The sequence below is a fragment of the Caballeronia sp. dw_19 genome (assembly GCF_018449515.1).
Taxonomy (GTDB): domain Bacteria; phylum Pseudomonadota; class Gammaproteobacteria; order Burkholderiales; family Burkholderiaceae; genus Caballeronia.
The window spans coordinates 58,224-76,865 of record NZ_JAAVUQ010000039.1 but is presented as its reverse complement, the minus strand read 5'-3'; the positions used below and the strand labels follow the sequence as shown (position 1 = coordinate 76,865).

General features: G+C 60.3%; 16 protein-coding genes and 1 pseudogene. 5 read left to right on the top strand and 12 right to left on the bottom strand.

From position 1 onward, the window contains the following. Window positions 1–194: 194 nt before the first annotated feature. A complete protein-coding gene (locus tag HB376_RS33505) occupies window positions 195–707 on the bottom strand; it encodes a winged helix DNA-binding protein (RefSeq protein ID WP_213767948.1) in 513 nt (170 codons plus the stop codon). Window positions 708–892: 185 nt separating this feature from the next. Between HB376_RS33505 and pxpB the strand changes: the two genes are divergently transcribed. The 5 genes from pxpB (at window position 893) to HB376_RS33480 (ending at window position 5,262) form a co-directional block, all read left to right on the top strand. Then, window positions 893–1,546 (top strand): 5-oxoprolinase subunit PxpB, encoded by a 654-nt coding sequence (pxpB, locus tag HB376_RS33500; protein ID WP_213767947.1) that lies wholly within the window; start codon window positions 893–895, stop codon window positions 1,544–1,546. Continuing rightward, entirely contained in the window at window positions 1,543–2,574 is a 1,032-nt protein-coding gene (locus HB376_RS33495; RefSeq protein WP_213767946.1) for a biotin-dependent carboxyltransferase family protein, read from the top strand. Before pxpB ends, HB376_RS33495 begins: the two co-directional genes overlap by 4 nt. Before the next feature lie 17 nt (window positions 2,575–2,591). Beyond that, window positions 2,592–3,344 (top strand): 5-oxoprolinase subunit PxpA, encoded by a 753-nt coding sequence (pxpA, locus tag HB376_RS33490; RefSeq protein WP_213767945.1) that lies wholly within the window; start codon window positions 2,592–2,594, stop codon window positions 3,342–3,344. A 245-nt stretch (window positions 3,345–3,589) separates the two neighbouring features. Beyond that, complete coding sequence (locus HB376_RS33485; RefSeq protein WP_213767944.1) at window positions 3,590–4,309, top strand: DUF969 domain-containing protein; 720 nt, start codon at window positions 3,590–3,592, stop codon at window positions 4,307–4,309. Beyond that, entirely contained in the window at window positions 4,306–5,262 is a 957-nt protein-coding gene (locus tag HB376_RS33480; RefSeq protein ID WP_213767943.1) for a DUF979 domain-containing protein, read from the top strand. The genes HB376_RS33485 and HB376_RS33480 overlap by 4 nt, the downstream gene beginning before the upstream one ends. 52 nt (window positions 5,263–5,314) lie before the next feature. Here HB376_RS33480 and HB376_RS33475 read toward each other — a convergent pair whose 3' ends face one another. The 11 genes and pseudogenes from HB376_RS33475 to HB376_RS33425 form a co-directional block, all read right to left on the bottom strand. Beyond that, window positions 5,315–6,295, bottom strand: a complete 981-nt coding sequence (locus HB376_RS33475; protein WP_213767942.1) for a hypothetical protein — start codon at window positions 6,293–6,295, stop codon at window positions 5,315–5,317. Beyond that, entirely contained in the window at window positions 6,292–7,467 is a 1,176-nt protein-coding gene (locus HB376_RS33470) for a hypothetical protein (RefSeq protein ID WP_213767941.1), read from the bottom strand. Before HB376_RS33470 ends, HB376_RS33475 begins: the two co-directional genes overlap by 4 nt. Next, the gene (locus HB376_RS33465; protein WP_213767940.1) at window positions 7,464–8,327 is read right to left on the bottom strand and encodes a glycosyltransferase; all 864 of its coding nucleotides are present in this window, start codon (window positions 8,325–8,327) and stop codon (window positions 7,464–7,466) included. Before HB376_RS33465 ends, HB376_RS33470 begins: the two co-directional genes overlap by 4 nt. Beyond that, window positions 8,324–9,331 carry a glycosyltransferase family 4 protein gene (locus HB376_RS33460; protein WP_213767939.1) on the bottom strand — a complete coding sequence of 336 codons (1,008 nt, stop codon included), beginning with the start codon at window positions 9,329–9,331 and terminating at the stop codon, window positions 8,324–8,326. The genes HB376_RS33465 and HB376_RS33460 overlap by 4 nt, the downstream gene beginning before the upstream one ends. Next, window positions 9,328–10,413: a lipopolysaccharide biosynthesis protein gene (locus tag HB376_RS33455; RefSeq protein ID WP_213767938.1), complete on the bottom strand. Its 1,086-nt coding sequence runs from the start codon at window positions 10,411–10,413 to the stop codon at window positions 9,328–9,330. Before HB376_RS33455 ends, HB376_RS33460 begins: the two co-directional genes overlap by 4 nt. Window positions 10,414–10,423: 10 nt before the next feature. Further along, complete coding sequence (locus HB376_RS33450; protein WP_213767937.1) at window positions 10,424–12,229, bottom strand: SLBB domain-containing protein; 1,806 nt, start codon at window positions 12,227–12,229, stop codon at window positions 10,424–10,426. Between the two features lie 261 nt (window positions 12,230–12,490). Next, on the bottom strand, window positions 12,491–13,930 hold the full coding sequence (wbaP, locus tag HB376_RS33445) for an undecaprenyl-phosphate galactose phosphotransferase WbaP (protein ID WP_213767936.1): 1,440 nt from the start codon (window positions 13,928–13,930) through the stop codon (window positions 12,491–12,493). Between the two features lie 669 nt (window positions 13,931–14,599). Beyond that, window positions 14,600–15,472, bottom strand: a pseudogene (locus HB376_RS33440) (TraB/GumN family protein); the annotation flags it as partial. A 241-nt stretch (window positions 15,473–15,713) separates the two neighbouring features. Further along, window positions 15,714–16,727, bottom strand: coding sequence for a peptide ABC transporter ATP-binding protein (locus HB376_RS33435; RefSeq protein WP_213767934.1), 1,014 nt, complete (start codon window positions 16,725–16,727; stop codon window positions 15,714–15,716). Then, window positions 16,724–17,719 carry an ABC transporter ATP-binding protein gene (locus HB376_RS33430; RefSeq protein WP_213767933.1) on the bottom strand — a complete coding sequence of 332 codons (996 nt, stop codon included), beginning with the start codon at window positions 17,717–17,719 and terminating at the stop codon, window positions 16,724–16,726. Before HB376_RS33430 ends, HB376_RS33435 begins: the two co-directional genes overlap by 4 nt. A gap of 2 nt (window positions 17,720–17,721) precedes the next feature. Then, window positions 17,722–18,639, bottom strand: a complete 918-nt coding sequence (locus tag HB376_RS33425) for an ABC transporter permease subunit (protein ID WP_089162568.1) — start codon at window positions 18,637–18,639, stop codon at window positions 17,722–17,724. Window positions 18,640–18,642 lie beyond the last annotated feature (3 nt).

The following is an 18,642-nucleotide window of genomic DNA, read 5'->3' as shown; positions in this document are numbered from 1 at the left end:
TAATAGTGATAAAGAGAATATCCGACTCTCGCAGACCACCACGGCCGAAAGCAGCAACCCGGCATAGACCCAGACCGCTAACCCCAGAACCGACCACCCCAGCATAGACCCCGACCACTAACCCCTGAACCTAACAACCCCGGAATAGCCCCCCGACCACCCCCCAAAAACCCCAAACAGTGCGAACGAAAAACCTATAGCGAGGCTGCAGCCCTCGCCGCTGTATCATAAAGACCGGAAGCATTTCGCAGCAATTGCGCCGCCTCGCCTATCTGCTCGTTGGTCAGCCCGCTCTCCTTCAACGTGCTGATCAAACAACTCTCCCGCACCTCCCGATACTTCCCGCACAACTCCCGCCCCGCCGGCGTTGCGGAAAAGAACACCTCCTTACCCACTTTTTCGCTCTTCACATAGCCCCGCGCCATCAACTTCTTAATGGCATAGCTGGCAACGTGCGTGTCCTCTATATTGAGAACAAAGCAAATATCGGCAATCTTTTTCTTCCGGTCACGATGACTCACATGATGCAGCAGCGATACTTCCACCGCCGTCATGTCCTTCGCGCCCGCCGCCGACATGCATCGAACCATCCAGCGGTTGAACGCATTGCCGGCCATGATCAGGCCATATTCGAACTCGGACAACTCGGCGCTCGTTTCAGAGACGAGATGCTCGGACGAAACGATCTTGGTCGGATGACGGGGCATGGATATCTATACGGAACAATATGTCGGCGAGTGTAGCGTATCGAACGAAATTCATCGCAACGCCTAAATTCTTATTGATAATTTGTCGATAAATTATTGACAATGTACATTCCCGAGCTAGCGTCGAGACGGCTTGCTTTTGCCTTTCGCTCAAAGTGCGCGCTCGATTACCGGCAAAACCCAGCATGACACCACCCAAAATTCACCCACTCGGCGACACCGCGCTGGTTTGCGTTGCACCGCCGCCCGCCACGCTCGAATGCCAGCGCCGAATGTGGGCGCTCGCCGACGCGGCGCGCCTGTGGCCGCACGTCGTGGAAGTCGTGCCGGGCATGAACAACCTCACGCTCGTCTTCGATCCCCTCCTGGCCGACTCCGCCGAGCTCGCCAGCCAAATGAAAACCGCTTGGGAGCAAGCAGCCGAAGTCGAGGTGGGCACAGCAGAAATCGACATCCCCGTGCGCTACGGCGGCGCTGACGGACCCGATCTTGCATCGCTGGCAAAACAGTTGGACCTGAGCATCGATGAACTCGTGAAGCGTCACACCCAAGCCGATTACATCGTATTTTTCCTCGGCTTTCAGCCCGGCTTCGCCTACCTCGGCGGCCTCGATCCCACGCTGCACGCGCCCCGTCACTCCAAACCGCGGCTGGAAGTGCCGGCGGGGTCGGTGGGTATCGGCGGGGAGCAGACGGGCATCTATCCGGCGGCGTCGCCAGGTGGCTGGCAACTATTGGGACGCACGGATCTCAAGCTCTTCGATCCCGCCCGCAACCCGCCCACGCTCATGCAACCCGGCGATCACGTGCGTTTTACCGCGCTGGAGGTGCTCGCATGATCGACGTCATTCGCGCCGGCATGCTCTCCTCCGTGCAGGATCTCGGCCGCGCGGGATATCGGCACCTGGGTGTCAGTTCGGGCGGCGCACTCGACGCGCTGTCGCTGGAAATCGGCAACCGGATCGTGGGCAACAGGCCAGATGCGGCCGGCATCGAACTGACGTTCGGACCCACCAGCCTGCGCTTCACACGCGCCACGCGCGTGGCGATCACCGGCACGGATTTCGCGGCAACACTGGACGACAAACCCGTCTACTCGTGGTGGAGCCTGCCGGTTCAAGCCGGCCAGGAACTGACGCTGCGCGGCGCCCGGCACGGCATGCGCGGTTACGTGTGCGTGGCGGGCGGTATCGACGTCCTGCCCATGCTCGGCTCCCGCAGCACCGATCTCGGCGCCTGTTTTGGCGGCCTCGGCGGCCGCGCATTACGCGACGGCGATCGTTTGGCTACGGGCGTACCGCTGCCGAACAAGAGCGCGGCGTTTTCATCGGCGGGAACGGCTTTTGGCGTGAAAGCGCCCGCGTGGTGCAAGTTCGTGTACGTGGAAGAACCGCTGCGGCGCGGCAAACACACGCCGGGCAATTCATGGTCGCTGCCGATCCGCGTGTTGCGCGGTCCCGAATACGAAATCTTCACGAAGACGGCCCAGCGCGACTTCTGGAACGAGGAGTGGACGATCACGCCGAACAGTAACCGCATGGGTTTCCGGCTTGCCGGCACGGTCCTGGAACGCGGCGATAAAGCCGACCTGCTGTCCCACGCCGTATTGCCCGGCACGATTCAAGTCCCGCCGAACGGTCAGCCGATCGTGCTGATGGGCGATGCCCAGACCACCGGCGGATATCCAAAAATAGGCTCGGTGATCAAGGCCGACCTGTGGAAGCTCGCGCAAGCGAGGCTCAACAGCGGTGTGCGCTTTATCGAAACAACGGTTGAAGCCGCGCGTCACGCGCTGGCCGAAGAGCGCATGTATGTGAAACAGGTTGAATCGGCTATCGCGATGCACGCGGAACGCCTCGACCGGTAAGTGAACAGGGAACGAAGATGGAAATCGATCTGAACGCCGATCTCGGCGAAGGCATGGGAACCGACGAAGCGCTGCTCGATCTCGTGAGCTCCGCGAATATTGCTTGCGGCTGGCACGCGGGCGGAGCCACTGCCATGCGCGATTGCGTGCGCTGGGCTGTCGCGAAAGGTGTCGCCATTGGCGCGCACCCGAGTTTCAACGATCCCGAGAATTTCGGCCGCAAGGAAATGGATCTTCCCGCGTCGGAGATTTACGCGGGCGTGTTGTATCAGCTGGGCGCGCTGGCAGCGATCGTGAAGGCCGAGGGCGGCCGCATGTCGCACGTGAAGCCGCACGGCGCGCTTTATAACCAGGCCGCGAAGAACCCGGAAATCGCCGAGGCAATTGTCGCGGCAATTCGCGATTTCGATCCTTCGCTGCTCGTGTTCGGGCTGGCGAACAGCAATCTCGTCGATGCCGCGCGCAAGGCGAACATGGTCGCGATCGAGGAAGTTTTTGCTGACCGCGGATATCGGGCGGATGGGTCGCTCGTGCCGCGCAAGGACCCCGGCGCGTTGCTCGAGGACGAAGAAGCCGTGCTCACCCGCACGCTGTCAATGGCAACGGAGCGCCGCGTCCAGGCGGTCAGCGGGGAATGGGTGCCGATCAATGCGCAGACGGTTTGTCTTCACGGCGACGGCGCGCACGCGCTCGCTTTCGCCCGGCGGATTCGCGGGGCACTCGAAAAGGCGGGTATCGAAGTTCGTGCTGCGCACGCAGTCGAGGTTTGATGCACGGTCTTTAGCGGTTTTGACGTTGATCGAATGGCTGACTCGCTGCTTGCGCTTGTCTCCTGCAGCGGGTCGGATTGAAGCCTCAAGGAACCTGAATGCCTCGCGTATTGGCGGGGCGTTTTCGTAAGCGGCCAGTAGAGCCGTTTTATCAAGCCAATGGAACGGCCCCGCTCGAAGCAAGCGGTTCGTCCAACGGCGGAAGAGCCCTTACCGGGGCATTAGCCCGATCACTTGGAGATCTTATGGGAACCGCTGTCAACCTATGGCCACTGATAGGTGTGGCCGTCATCATCGTGGGGTTTATCCTGCGCTTCAATCCGATGCTGATCGTGGCCGCCGCCGCCATCATTACCGGCCTTGCGGCGCACTTCCCCATCGATCGCATCCTCACCGCGATCGGTACGGGTTTTCTCAAGACGCGCAACATCCCGCTCATCATTTTGCTGCCGCTGGCCGTGATCGGTTTGCTGGAGCGGCACGGTCTGCGTGAACGTGCACAAATCTGGATTGCCGGCATCAAGGCGGCAACCGTTGGACGTCTGCTGATCGTCTATTTGCTGATTCGCGAATTGACGGCGGCAGTCGGGTTGACTGGTCTCGGCGGACATCCGCAAATGGTCCGGCCGCTGCTCGCGCCCATGGCCGAAGGCGCAGCGGAAGCACGCTTCGGCAAGCTCTCCGATGAAACCCGCTTCAAGCTGCGCGCGTATTCCGCCGCGACCGATAACGTCGGCCTGTTCTTCGGCGAGGACATCTTCGTCGCATTCGGCGCAATCGTATTGATGACAACCTTCCTGAAGGAAGCGGGGATCGTGGTCGAACCGCTGCACGTCGCCGTATGGGGCATCCCCACCGCGATCTGCGCATTCCTGATTCACGGCTTCCGGCTGTGGCTGCTCGATCGACGGCTGAATCGCGAACTCGGCGCGTTGACCAAAAACGTTCGCGGAGAAACCGCATGACACTCACGCTCAACTATCTGTTCTATCTGCTGGGCATCGTGCTGGTCGTTGTTGCCGGCATGATCTACGTCGACAAGTCGCACCCGCGCCGCCTCACCACCGGCACGTTCTGGCTCGTGTACGCGCTGATATTTTTGATCGGCGACTGGCTGCCGGCCAATGTGGTCGGCGTGCTGGTTGTTGCCATGGCCTTGATAGCAGGCTTTGGCGGCGTCACGGCCGGCAAGCCCAAAATGCTCTCTGACGAAGCGCGCCGCCAAAGCGCCATGCGTCTCGGCAACAAGCTGTTCGTGCCCGCGTTGACCATTCCCGTGGTGACGGTGGTTCTCACGCTGGCAGCGAGTTACCTCGTGTTCGGCGGCAAGCCGCTGCTCGATCCGAAGAACGTCACGCTGATGGGTTTTGGCATCGGCTGTATCGTCGCACTGGGCGTGGCCTGCGTGATGACGCGCGATACCGTCGGCCAATCGATGAAAGAAACGCGCCGGCTGGTCGATGCGCTTTCATGGGCCGCAGTCCTGCCGCAAATGCTCGGCATGCTGGGTCTCGTGTTCTCGGATGCAGGCGTGGGCAAGGCGGTCGCGCACGTGACCACGGCGTATGTGAACCTCGATTACCGTCTGGTCGCGGTCGCCGTGTATTGCATCGGCATGGCGCTTTTCACGATGGTCATGGGCAACGGCTTCGCCGCGTTCCCGGTGATGACGGGCGGTGTAGGCGTGCCGATCCTGGTCGGCGTATTCCACGGCAATCCGGCCACGATGGTCGCGATCGGCATGTTCTCCGGCTACTGCGGCACGCTGATGACGCCGATGGCCGCGAACTTCAACATCGTGCCGGCAGCGCTGCTGGAATTACCTGACAAAAACGCGGTGATCAAAGTGCAGATTCCAACCGCGCTGTCCATGCTGGTAGTGAATATCTTCTTGCTGAACTGGCTGATGTTCCTGTGATGTGATTGCGACGCGGCCGGCTTGGAGAATACGAAACTCAAGCCGGCTGCGCTCAGTGGAATCGAGCGGCTCCCTCCCACAGGGCCGCGCATAAAATCACCCAAACAGCGAGCAAGCGCAGACGCCGTTGACTGAGCCTGAACAGGTTGGTCGTCACCAGATCGATCGAAACAGGAACCCAAATGCCCACAACCACCCAGGGCGCGACCCTGATTGCGATTGCTGCCGCCGGAAGCGCGAACGCCAGCAGTCCTACTGTTTTTCGCAACAGATAATCAAAGCGCGTAACGCGCATCAGATAAGGGTACGCAAGCGAATATCCGGAGCGCACCAGTCGCTCGACTACGGCAAGCGCCGGCGACGCGGCCGCAATGTTCGCGACGATCGATGCCTGCATGAAAAAGAGTCCCGCACTAGCCACGGGCAAGAACAGAAAAACATCGAGCGCTGAACCGCCCGTACTGACGCCGCGCGTTTGACGGCCATCGGATGGTTGCCTCGCCCAGTCGCCGAAGTGAAACAGGTAGAGCGAAAGCGCGTAGGCGATTCCCGGGGCGAAGTACACCGCGAACGCCATTGACGACGACAGCGCGAAGCCGACACACGCCGCGCAAGCAAGCAGCCGAGCGCCAACGAGCAGCACGACCGCCCTCTTCTTTGCGCCGAAAACGACCGGGAAATGGGCCGGCGTCAACAACGACGGCGCGACGCCGATCACCCATTTCCACTCGATCCCGTCAAAGAACGCGGCCAGCGCCATTGCGAAAAGCACGGCGAAGCGTGCAGCCACCAGCACGCGCGTTTTCATCGCCGACTCGAAGCCGATCCTGAACGCGATGGTCGCGAACGTCGTGCCGAAGAACGCCGATGCCGTTTCGACGAACGCGATATGGGCCAGCGCTCCGTGCACCGCGAAAGCGCTGAACACGGCGAAGAGTATCTGACCCGACAGCCAGTTTCCGGCCTGGAACAGCAATAGGTCGCTATGAGACCGCAGCGCTTTCAGCGATGCCACGCGCAACAGCCCGCTCACTTTGCCGAGCCGATGCGACGCACGCAGTACAGCATGAAGCCGCAGATGATCGTAAGAACGGCAATCCGGTCGATGAGATAGGTAAAGCTGGTTCGCGGCAAAAACACAATCTTGCTGACAATATCGAATAGCGCCAGCGAGACCAGCACCGGTAATTTATATAAGCTGCGTGCGCACGCCAGCAACCCGCCAATCACGATCGAGCCGGCGATCAGTGCCGCCATGCCACCGAGCACCAGCAAGTCCGCAACATAGACTGACCCTGGGCCCGTAAGCGAATAGAAGCCGATGCCCTCCATCTCTGCGAAGGCCCGGTCGAGCGTGAGGGGAGCGCCTTCCTGCCCCCAGATATCGATGCGCTCTTCCGCGGACAGCAGGTTCGGCGCAAACGGTCCAACCAGACCGGTCATCAGAAAATTGACGTTGGGATAGGCTTGCTCCACGTCTTCGACCTGCCCCACAAGGTGCACCGGACCGCCTCCCGCGATAAAGAGCAAGACGCTCTCCGTGCCCTGACCTCCGACGTCGTCGCCACGAAGCATGGGTAGAACGAAATAGATGCAACCTGCGCCGAGGACGATGATCAGCACATGCCGCAGCCGCACCATGACATGGCCGCCTACGAGAAGCGCGAAGACGAACGGCAACATCGCCTGGCCGACGAAAAAACGACCCCAGTGCGTCGAGATCAACAGACGCGGCAGCAATACTGCCAGCGACAACAGTATGAAACGCCGGGACTTCACCTCGTTTTCGTCGACGAATCGAAGATAAAAGAAGAACGTATAGAGATGTGCGTACAAGAAGATCTGGAAGACGTACGGCATGCTGTCGCCTTCGCCATATTCCGTGCCCCAGCGCATGCCGACGAAAGCCGCGGCCAGCAACATGCAAACAGGCGCGAGATAGGTGATCACGCGCGCTGACAAGCGCAGTGCCGCATCGCGATCAGCGGGTGGCCGCGTGTCGGCAGCCTTCCTGCCCAACCAGGCGGCAGCGAGCACGTAGCTCACTGCAACCACGCAAGCCGACAGCGCCAGGTAGCCGTATACGGAGTCATCCTGGTACGTGTTGAAGTACACGATCCGGATACCTTCCGGAACGACCCAGAAGGCTGCGACGCCAACCAGGAAGATGAAAAGAGGATCAACGATCCGCGAACCCTTGATCACAGCACCACCTCTTCATTTGCGCGGGCACGCACCAGGACGTAGAGACGGCGGCGCACGCCTGCGGGCACGGATCGGAACAGCAGATAGAGCGTCGCGACAAGATAGAAACGCGGTCCACCGGACAAAAGCCCGCGTTTCACGGCATTCATGCGAAAGGCAAATTCACGCCGTGCATAAGCCAGTCCGCCACGCCTTTGATAAAGCGCGGAAGAAACGCTGACTCGCACGAGCGGTTCCTGAATACAGCGGTAACGGACGCCTTGAGATGTCCATCGAAGGTGCAGCTCGTAGTCTTCGAGCAACGGCACCGTTTCATCGTAAGTGCCGTGCAGGCGAAAGACCTTGGCGCGAATCATCATGCTTGGCTGGCAAACAGGGTTGCGCAACTGCAGCAGTGCATTGATTTGTTCGGAATATTCGGGGCATTGATTGACCGCCACGATTTTTTTCTCATCGAGGCTGAAGTCGTGCTGCCACGCAGTGACGACGTCCACATCCGGATGCTCGGCCAATACCGCCTTTTGCAGGCGAAAACGGTCGGGATAGGAAATGTCGTCCGCGTCGGCGCGTGCGATCAGCTCGCATCGGCAGGACGGAATGCCTCGATTCATCGCGGCCGCCACACCGCGGTTTTTCGGCAACCGGAGGACCGTCATGAAGTCAGGTCCGCGGCATGCATCGAACGCAATGCGCGCGTCTTCGAGCACGTTGTTTATTGCGTCACCGACTGGCCCGTCAACCACGACCACGAGCTGGTCCGGCATATCGGTTTGATCAAGCACGTTGGAACGCAGCGAGTCGCGAAATAGCTCGGGATCGTCTTTGGCGTAGACGGCGATCAGTACAGATACCGTGCTCATGATCGGCCGCCGTTTGCCTGCTGCGCAACAGCAAGATACTGGCGCGCGATGGACTCCGGCATGAACGCCGCATCGGATAGACGCACGCCCTGCGCAGCGAGCGCAGACGCAAGCGCTACGCGACAGGACTCGCGTGTGAAATTGGGAGACAGCAGAAAGGTCGTCTTGTTGATTGCATCAAGGACAACTTCCACGAAGCCGCCCGAACCGGTCGTCACCAGATTGCAACCCGAGACCGCCGCTTCAAGCAGCGAAATGCCGAACGCTTCGGTGTCGCATCCGGAGAAGAACACCTTTGTCTTCCCCAGAATTTCCATGACTTCATCGGACGACATCGACGCGACGAAATGCACGCGCGGATGCCCATTCGCTATTTGCTTCAGTTCGGTTTCGCATTCGCCCGATCCAACGATCATCGCTTCTAGCGTGGCGTCGGCGTCAAGCAAGTCGATCACCGCGGGCAAGAACTCGCTGACACGTTTTACCGGATGAAGGCGCCCAACGTACGTGATCAAGTTTCGCGTCGCGAGGTCATCGCTCTGATGAGACGCCCAGCATGGCGGCAACGGATTGTGCACGGCGGCGGCGCACTGGATATCGAAGAGGCCGGCAAGATGCCGCTGCACATACGCCGACACAGCGACCAGCCGTGCGTACCGCTGCGCCATCCGAAAGCTCGCGAGGATGGCGAGAAACTTGAACGTACCTTGTGCGTCGATGCGCGGGAAACCATGCGCGACGCCAATCGCGTTACGTGCGAACGGACACAGGAATATGGCCCAGGTGCTGAAAATCTTCAGCACCGTCGGATCGCGCAGGTCTTTCCAGCGGCGCAGCATGTCGAGCGGCCGGCCGACGACCTCGCCGGGAATGCCCAGCGCGTCGAATCCGGCTGCCACATTGGTCGCGAACGACTGTAGCCCGCCGACCTCGCGGCCACCGCTCAGGCACACTCGCCGTATGCTTTGCGCGGAACGAGCAGTTACTTGCTGAGCATAAGTCATCTGCTCTCTCCCGAAGTCGCTTGAGCGCGTGCTTGACGTGTAACGAACCATGCGAGCAGCGTCAATCCGACACCAAAGGCGAGACCCGTGCCAAGGATGAACAACGCGCTAGGCTTGCTCTTCTTTTGCGGTACGACCGGGAAATCGACGATTTGCAGCGAGCTACCATCGCGCGCTTCATCAATACGCGCCGACGCCAGTTGCGTGGCGAGCAGTTCGAGCAATGCACCGTTGTACTTGTAGTCGCGATAAAGCCCGGTGTATTGGTCGTCGACCGTGTTCTTTGCCCCGGCCTGCATTTCGTCCAGACGACGTTTGAGCGCGGCAAGCTCACTCTTCGCGGCAAGCGTCGCCGGATTCGCCTCGCCTGCCACGGAGCGCAGCGTCGTCAGCTTGATGTCCTGCGCGACGATGTTCGCGTTCATCTGCGCGACCATGCCGACGGCAGCGCCCGGTTCGAGCTGCGCAGCCGATGGCGACACGCCGGCGCTGCGCAACGACTTCTCGGCTTTATCAAGTGCTGCTCGCGTTTCGTCGACCTGCTTTTCGAGGAACATGCGGCGCTGCCTTGCATCGGTCACGGCAACACGGCCGAGCAGATCAGTCAGCGACTCGACGTAATAGCTCGCCATTTGCGCCGCGCGCTGCGGATCGAGGTCATCGACGCTGACTTCGATCAAATCGCTTCGCGACGACAGGTACACGTTCGTCTGCTGCGCGAGCTTGCGCCGCACGTCTTCAGGCAGCTTCAACCCGTAGACGCGCGTGAGGTTGAATCGTGTTATCTGGGCGTCGGCAACCGAGCGGCTCTTCAGCATGGCGACGTACTGCTCTGCCTGCGTCTTGGCGGCACCCGCACCGCTGACGCCGAGAGCATTCAACTGATTGAAGAGACCGGACGCCGCACTGGGCGATTGAGCGGGCGGGAAAAAAGAGGTTTTGGCAGTAAACGTAGGCGGGATAGCAAAAAACACGGCCACGGCGGCGATGAACGCCACGCATGGCAGCACGAGGATACGCCAGCCGCGCGCGAACCACGCGCAAGCCGACACGACGGATGATGGAAGGAAAGTTGAGTTCACGGTATCGACTTCAGTTGATCAGGAATTTGAGTGCGGCAGCGCCCAGACCGAACTGGTAAAGGATCGTCGTCAGTTCCTTCGTGCCTTGCCACCAGGTGACGCGCTCGAGATCTTCAGGGACGAAAACGGTGTCGCCGGGCATAGCGTCCAGCGACGAGATTGAGTTGAACCATCCTTGCTGGTTCGAGCGCGTTGTGCCATTCGCACGTAACACGAACTCGCCGCCGGTATAGGCCGTACGCTGCTCGCCGCCAGCGAGACTCACATAATCGCCAAGCTGTGCTGTCGGCTTGAAAAGATAGGAACCCTGATTGAAAACACTGCCGTATACGCCCACGGTGGTGGGACGCGGCGGGATCACCAGACGATCACCATCTTCCAGGGTCAGCGGCGGCAAGCTCAGGTCGTCGGGTTTGGTCTCCAGAACGATGCGCCCGCTCGGATGAAGCTCGCGCATCTTCGCGATAAGGCGCTGGCCCGCTTCGAGTTGCTGCCGTTGGTCGGCGGTCTCTTCTTTCGCGTTCGCTTGTTGCGACGCCCGCGCCGTGATGTCCCGATCCATGTCCTGCAGCGCGCGTTCATAGTTCGCCTGCTGCGTGCGGCGTACCGATTCGCGTACAAGCTCGCTGCCATACAGGAAAGCCTCGGCGGTCATTCCGCCCGCTCTCTCGATCAGTTCGGGCAAGGTCTCGGTACCCGCAACGAGATAGTCGCCCGGACGCGCCACTTCACCCTCGATCCGTACCCGCCGCATCTGCCGGGCGATCGGAACCATGTAGTCCGCCGTGGAGTAGATGCGATAGATATCGCCTCCGTCCAGCAATGCGTCGCTCCGGCTGCTGAGCGGGGCTTCTTCAACACCGGTCGTCGCTCGCTGACGCAGCGTTGCGACCGTGATGCGCTCACTATCTGCCACGGTATTGAGACCGCCGGCAAAACGGATCACGTCGCGCACGTGCTCGCCGGGCTTCAGTTCAAAGATGCCTGGGGCGTTCACGCTTCCATAGATAGCCGCCTGCGGGCCGAGCGGTCCAATGTTGACGATGTCGCCCGGACGCAACGAGACGTCATTCGAACGATCACCGCCCAGGAGCAACTGATAGCCGTCGAAAGTCGCGACGAGCGCGCCGCCGCGACGCAGTTCGATATCGCGCATGCTGCCGCCCGAGTCGGGTCCCCCTGCTTCGACAAGCAGATTCAACAGCGTCGCAAGACTGTTAACCACGTAGGCGCCGGGACGCACGGCGAACCCCGTGACGTAGACCGTCACGCCACGCAGATTACCCAGCGAGATCGATAGGTCGAAATTTGCGTAATAGCGGCCGATTTCCGACCGAAAGCGGCTCGGCAGGTCAGCGTAGTGCGCACCCGACACAGCGATACGGCCGACCCGCGGCACGTTCACATACCCTTCGCGATCGACCACGAGGCGCAAATCTGAATCGACACTGCCCCAGGTTCGCAGCAGGATTTCATCGCCGACATTGATTGCGTAGTCGGGCGGCACTGAATTCACGGAGGCTCCGGACAGCCTGGAGCTTCCTGCGAAAAAGGTCGCACCGAAGCGAGGCAGCTTCTTGCCCGTTGCTTCCTCAACGAACTTCTCGTACTCGTTGCGCTCCGGCACCACGATCTTTGCATCGAGCGCCTCGCGATCGACCTTATCCGGAAAGATGGCCTGCTGCGCGGCAGGTGGCGTGACGGCCGCGGGAGCATTGACGCGCGGCGTCAGGCTCGAACTCCAGCTTTCGGACTGAAGGCCGGGCACGCTCGGAATCGGCGGCACGACGGCGGAGCCGCCCAAGAGTGAATCCACTGTCTGGGGCGCCGCGTAAGCGCCATGCGACTGGGCCAGGACAAGCCCGACCGCAACGGCCAAGCGCGAGACAATGAACCGCGTTGGGCGCTTGCACGCCGTCACGGGCGCGAAAGGAACAAGAGTTTTACGGGTAGACACAGTGGATAACTCAATGGAAAAAGTAAGGGTGGAGCTGACGCAACAAACCAGAACGCGAGCTGTTGGCAGCGCGGCAATAGGGGTTTAGTGCGTCAAATGAGGGCCAGCATTCAGCAGGACTTAGTAAGCGCCGTCGCGCTTGAACACCGTGCGCACCGTCATGAAGAGAATGGCTATGTCGTACCAGAGTGACCAGTTGCGCACGTACCACGCATCGAGATACACGCGGGTGGTGTAGTCGGCGTCGTTGCGGCCGCTCACCTGCCACAGCCCTGTCATACCGGGACGGGCCATCAGGTAATAGGGAACATCAGCGGAGTAACGCTCGAGTTCTGCTTGCACGATCGGTCGTGGACCGACCAGGCTCATGTCGCCACGGATAACGTTCCAGAGCTGCGGCAGTTCGTCGAGACTCGTGCGCCTCAGAAAGTTGCCGACGCGTGTCACGCGCGGGTCGTTCTTCAGCTTGAAGTCGCGCTCCCAGTCGCGTTTCGCCTCAGGGTCGCGCTCAAGCAACTCGGCCAGTTTCGCGTTCGCGTCGACCACCATCGAGCGAAACTTGTAGCAGTTGAAAGCGCGAGCATTGCGTCCGATACGCGGGTGACCGTAGATCGCCCGCCCGCCGTCCTTGCGCACCTGCCACGCGATATAAAGAAGGAACGGCGCGAGCATCATCGAAATGGAAATCGCTCCGGCCAGATCCAGGCAACGTTTGAAGAAGCGCACATGCCAGCGGCTCAGATTGTCGCGAACTTGCATCAACAGGAGTTCGTGCGACTTCACATAAGTCGTTCTCATGCCATGAAGCGGCACGCCGGGGACGTCAGCCACGATGACTACGCTCGCCGGCACCGAACCGAGTGCGCGCAGCCAGGCTTGTTGCAAGACGGCGTCCTCCCGATCAAGGGCGACCATGACGACAGACCCGGCAAGCGACGGCGCATCGAGCGGACTCAGCGAGGCAACCCGCGCGTCGCTGGGTAGAAGGCTCTTTCCTGCGGGCACGAACGCCTTCAGTGCCAGCCCCATGAGCAGTTCGGTCTCCACTGCGGTCGCGGCATCAAGCGCCAGCTGACCACTTCCGATCACATACAGATCGCGTTGCCAGAGACGCATCTTCATCAACGCGAGTTTGACCGCGAGCCGCCCGGGCGGCACGAGGGCGGCGGCATAGAGCCACATCAGCACTGCAGGTACTATCTCAGTCGGATAGCCGCGAAGAAGCAGCAAACCAACATGACAGGCGCAGCCGAAGACGAGCGTGCCAAAGAGTTCACGCAACTCGCGCAGCATGGGCAGACGGTTCGCGTAATGGCGCAGCGCCGCGAATCGCAGGATGGCAAGAGCGCCGGCGATAAACGCCGCCACTGGCGCGTGATCGAAGCGCTCGAAAAAGTGAGATCCGGGCCACGCACCCGGGCCGTTGAATACATGTCCGGCAACGGCAATGGCCAGTACATCCGATGCAGCCAGCGCCACCCCGCAAATTACTGCGTGCACGTGGGCCAGATAAAACCCGGTGCGGTCCGTGGCTGCGGAATTGGTCTTGTCGCGATTCATGACAGATAACTTATATGGTTCAAATGGGCTGAATGTACTTACTACTGGATACGAGTCGGGTTTCTAACGAAAATGCGTCTTTTCAATAAATTACACGTTCGGCGAAGCATACAAATTCAATCCGGGAACGGAGATAGGGAAACTCTTAAAAAGATTTTTAAACAATTCCGGATAATTCTTAATACTATTAATGAACAATTGCGATTCGGCGCAATTTGAATTGCAGTCATCCTTGTCCGTACGTGAGGGATTTTTTATTTTTCGAACAGATAGGGATGCGCTTGCCTTGCGCCTACGGGCGCGGTACGAGAGGGTTCTACAGGTTTTGTGCCTTGTGGGCGGAGATGCGCTTTCCGGCCGGGTAATTGACGTTCTTCAAGCCGCAATATCTTGAAAAACAATTCCGAGGCAAGCAGCGGGATATCGGCGAATTAATCACTGGAAATGAGCCGGATTTTCTAACATTTCAAGTCATGCCACCAACCCATGCAGGCCGTGAAGCATACAAACACAACTCGATAATGGAAAATAGGTCAGTTCCTAAAATTCATTTAATATGAATTTAAATAATCAGAATTATATAAATAGTCGATTTGAAACTAGGCATTGTTTACTATTTAGATATTCTCACGCGCACGTGAAGAATTTGACCGGCGAACGCCTGGAACTTCAAGCCGGGTCCACCATGAACCCACGCTTTCTAAGCAACGCCAGCACGCCCCGGTTACCCCCAAGATGCAACGCGCCGATAGCCACGAACACCGGCTTGTTCGGCGCGGCCATCGCCACCATCCGCGCCGCGAACCGATAGTTCCGGTCGACCACCACGCGATTATCGATCTGCGTGGCAAGCCGCCTCGATCTCGCCAGTTTCTCTGTCTTGGCGTCGTCCCATGCCTTGAGCGCATCGGCGTCGCCAATCCGCCATAACCGATGCAGCTCCTTCACATCGGCAACATTCTCGGCCGGCGTCTGCACCAGATCCTGCGCGAGCATTTCCCGCTGCTGCGCCTGCGTGAGCCGCGTGAATGCGGAGATCTGTTCGTTGAGCGTCTCCAGCCCGATCACCCGCCCGCGCGGCCGCAAATACACGTTCTGCAATTGCGTTTCCGTACCGAACTCGGTCTGGAATCCGGCCTTCAAGGTATCGACGGTTTCAACCAGCATCGACGCGAGCCATGGCCTCGACCGGCTGATATCGTCGAGCATGGCGGGGTTGCCGTGCATGCGTGTTTCCAGCTTTTTCCACAGCGCATCGGGCAGATACCGCGACAGGCACGGCCCCCGGCACGCGCCGTATTTGCTGACTTCATCCGCCGATACGAGCAGGTCGTCAGGGGAGATTTCCAGCGCGAGAGTGGGCGATGCATCGAGCGCGCCGAGAATCAGCTTGCGAAACGGCTGGCTGGCGGGATAGTCGTCGGCATAACCCACGTGCAGCGTGCCAAGCACGTAGATAGTGACCTGGCCTTTGGTCGCGACGTAGAACGGCATATGCGCCGGTTGCGCTTGCACCGGACCACTGGCGGTGGTCCCGTCGGAACGGTCGACGTCAGGGGGAGCCGGACGCGCGAGCGGGAGACTTAATCCGGGCAATGAGCCCGGCAACGAAGTAGCAGACGTGGGTGGGACCGCCGCGCCCGGCGGCGAACGCGCGCCGGTTACAGCGAAAGCTGAACGCGGCGCAACGCAAACAACGGCCAGGATCGCTGCCATCGAAACAGCAAAACTCGCAGCAAAACCCGCAGCAAAACGGCGCGCAACCTGCCGCGCCGTTTGCGGTTCAGGCCTCGATCTCCCCGACTTCCTCGGCGCGGTGACACGAGACGTGCCGTCCATCGACGAAACGCAGCGCCGGTTCTTCCACGCGGCATTTATCGATTGCATACGGGCAGCGCTGATGAAATGTGCAACCTGATGGAGGGTTAAGCGGCGAAGGCATTTCGCCTTGCAGCCGGATCTTGATGCGCCGGTCTTCTTCGAACAAGGCGGGTGTTGCCGACATCAGCGCGCGCGTGTACGGATGACGCGGCCGTGCGTAGATGGTTGCCTTGTCGCCAAGTTCGGCCACACCGCCAAAATACATCACCATGACGTCGTCGGCGATATGTTCCACCACCGACAAGTTGTGCGAGATGAACACATAGCTTGTACCGAACTGCTGCTGCAGATCCATGAACAGGTTCAGTATCTGCGCCTGAATGGATACATCCAGCGCGGACACGGGTTCATCGGCCACCAGGATCTGCGGGTCAAGAATCATCGCACGCGCGATAGCAACCCGCTGGCGTTGCCCGCCCGAAAACATGTGCGGATACCGCGCCGCGTGTTCGGGCCTGAGGCCAACGGTCCGCATCATGTGCGCGATACGCTCGGCGCGCTCGGAGGACGACAGTTTCGTGTTGATCGCGAGCGGTTCGCCCAGCGTTTGCTCGACGGTTTTGCGCGGATTCAGCGAAGCAAACGGATTCTGGAACACCATCTGCACGCGCTGCCGCAAGTCGGCAATCTTCGCGCGATTCGCGTTCGCCACGTCTTCGCCGTCGATCAGCAAACGCCCGGACGTGGGCGCTTCGATCATCGTCAACTGACGCGCCAGCGTCGATTTGCCACAGCCGGATTCGCCCACCACGGCAAGCGTCTTGCCGCGTTCAAGCGAGAACGACACGCCGTTCAACGCCTTCACCGTGCCCTGCTGGAACATGCTGCGCTTGACGCTGTAGTGCCTGGCGAGTTTATCGGCGACGAGGACGATGTCTTTAGCGTCTTGGGCGTTAGTCTCAGGAACGGCATTCATCGCGCGCCTCCGTGTTCTGCCACGAGTTCCATGTTCAGCGGCTTGATACAGCGTGCGCGCACTGCCGGATCGTTCGGGGCGAGTTGAAAGAGCGCCGGCCGCGCCTTGCGGCAATCGTCGACAGCGTACTTGCAGCGAGGGGCGAATAAACAGCCGGTGGGACGATCATCGCGGCCCGGCACCATGCCCGGCAAGGCCGCGAGACGCGCGGCGCCGCGGCTATGTTCGGGAATTGCCGCCAGCAACGCTTCCGTGTACGGATGATGCGGCTCGCTGAAAATAGTCGGCACGTAATTCGTTTCGATAATTTCGCCCGCGTACATCACGGCCACGCGCTGCGCGACCTCGGACACAACCGCTAGATCGTGCGAAATCAGCACGAGCGCCATGCCGCGCTCCTTCTGCAGCTTGACCAGCAACTCCATGATCTGCGCCTGGATGGTGACGTCGAGCGCGGTGGTGGGTTCATCGGCAATCAGCAGCTTCGGATTGCACGCGACGGCCATCGCGATCATCACGCGCTGGTTCATGCCGCCGGACATTTGGTGCGGGAAGGCATCGATACGGCTCTTCGCGTCGGGAATCCCCACTTGATCGAGCAATTCCAGCGCGCGTTGTTGCAGCTTCGCGCCTCTCAGGCCTTCGTGAAGCTTGAGAACTTCCTTGATCTGATACCCGACGGTGTAGCTCGGATTCAGGCTCGACAGCGCGTCCTGAAAGACCATGGCGATGTCCTTGCCGATAATCTTCCTGCGTTGCCGCGCCGACGCCTTCAGCAAGTCGACGCCGTTGAACGTGACCTGATCGGCGGTGACAATGCCGGGTGCATCGATCAGGCCCATGAGCGCCATCATCGTGACGCTTTTGCCGGAACCCGATTCGCCGACAACACCGACGACTTCGCCGGGTTTGACGGATATATCGATTCGATCAACCGCCGGGAGTCCGTTGAAGCTCACAGCGAGATTGCGGATGGTGAGTAGATCGCTCATGTTCAGGCCATCCGTTTGAGTTTGGGATCGAGTGCATCGCGCAGCCCGTCGCCGAGCAGGTTGATCACCAGAACCGAAATGAGGATGGAAAGCCCGGGCATGGTCACGATCCACCACGCACTTTCGATGTAATCACGCGCCGAGGCCAGCATAGCGCCCCACTCCGCCGCCGGCGGTTGTACGCCGAGGCCGAGAAAGCCGAGCGCGGCGGCGTCCAGAATGGCGGACGAAAAGCCGAGCGTGGCCTGCACGATCAGCGGCGCGGCACAGTTCGGCAACACTTGCGAGAACATCAGCCGCACGGTGCCGGCCCCGGCCACGCGCGATGCCGTCACGTATTCACGCTGCAATTCACCCAGCGCTGCGGCGCGGGTCAGACGCACATAACCCGGCAACGCGACAATCGCGATGGCGAGCATGGTGTTCATCAGCCCCGGTCCGATAATCGCGACCACCGCGACCGCCAGCAGCAGCGAAGGCAGCGCGAGCAGCACGTCCATGATGCGCATGATCGGGGTATCGGCCCATTTCTGGAAAAACGCCGCGATCAAGCCAAGCACAATGCCCGGAATCAACGCCAGCACCACCGACACAAAGCCGATCCAGAACGACAGCCGCGCGCCGTACATCAGGCGGGAAAGGATGTCGCGGCCGGCTTCATCGGTACCCAGAACGAAGCGCCAGTTACCGCCATCGAGCCAGGCCGGAGGAATTTTCACATTGTCCCGATACTGCTCAATAGGCGAATGCGGCGCGATCAACGGCGCAAAAATAGCGATGAACACAAGGATCAGCACGATCGCGCCGGCCACAACCGCGCCGCGATTGCGCGAGAAATTGGCCCAGAATTCCCGGCCGGCGAGGAATCGGCCGCTCGGGACGGGGATCAACGCCCCAGGATTATTTTGGATATCGGCCATTGG

Coding starts and splice junctions, on each gene's coding strand:
- HB376_RS33505 (WP_213767948.1), bottom strand. CDS start 707: ATGCCCCGTCATCCGACCAAGATCGTTTCGTCCGAGCATCTCGTCTCT.
- pxpB (WP_213767947.1), top strand. CDS start 893: ATGACACCACCCAAAATTCACCCACTCGGCGACACCGCGCTGGTTTGC.
- HB376_RS33495 (WP_213767946.1), top strand. CDS start 1,543: ATGATCGACGTCATTCGCGCCGGCATGCTCTCCTCCGTGCAGGATCTC.
- pxpA (WP_213767945.1), top strand. CDS start 2,592: ATGGAAATCGATCTGAACGCCGATCTCGGCGAAGGCATGGGAACCGAC.
- HB376_RS33485 (WP_213767944.1), top strand. CDS start 3,590: ATGGGAACCGCTGTCAACCTATGGCCACTGATAGGTGTGGCCGTCATC.
- HB376_RS33480 (WP_213767943.1), top strand. CDS start 4,306: ATGACACTCACGCTCAACTATCTGTTCTATCTGCTGGGCATCGTGCTG.
- HB376_RS33465 (WP_213767940.1), bottom strand. CDS start 8,327: ATGAGCACGGTATCTGTACTGATCGCCGTCTACGCCAAAGACGATCCC.
- HB376_RS33460 (WP_213767939.1), bottom strand. CDS start 9,331: ATGACTTATGCTCAGCAAGTAACTGCTCGTTCCGCGCAAAGCATACGG.
- wbaP (WP_213767936.1), bottom strand. CDS start 13,930: ATGAATCGCGACAAGACCAATTCCGCAGCCACGGACCGCACCGGGTTT.
- HB376_RS33435 (WP_213767934.1), bottom strand. CDS start 16,727: ATGAATGCCGTTCCTGAGACTAACGCCCAAGACGCTAAAGACATCGTC.
- HB376_RS33430 (WP_213767933.1), bottom strand. CDS start 17,719: ATGAGCGATCTACTCACCATCCGCAATCTCGCTGTGAGCTTCAACGGA.
- HB376_RS33425 (WP_089162568.1), bottom strand. CDS start 18,639: ATGGCCGATATCCAAAATAATCCTGGGGCGTTGATCCCCGTCCCGAGC.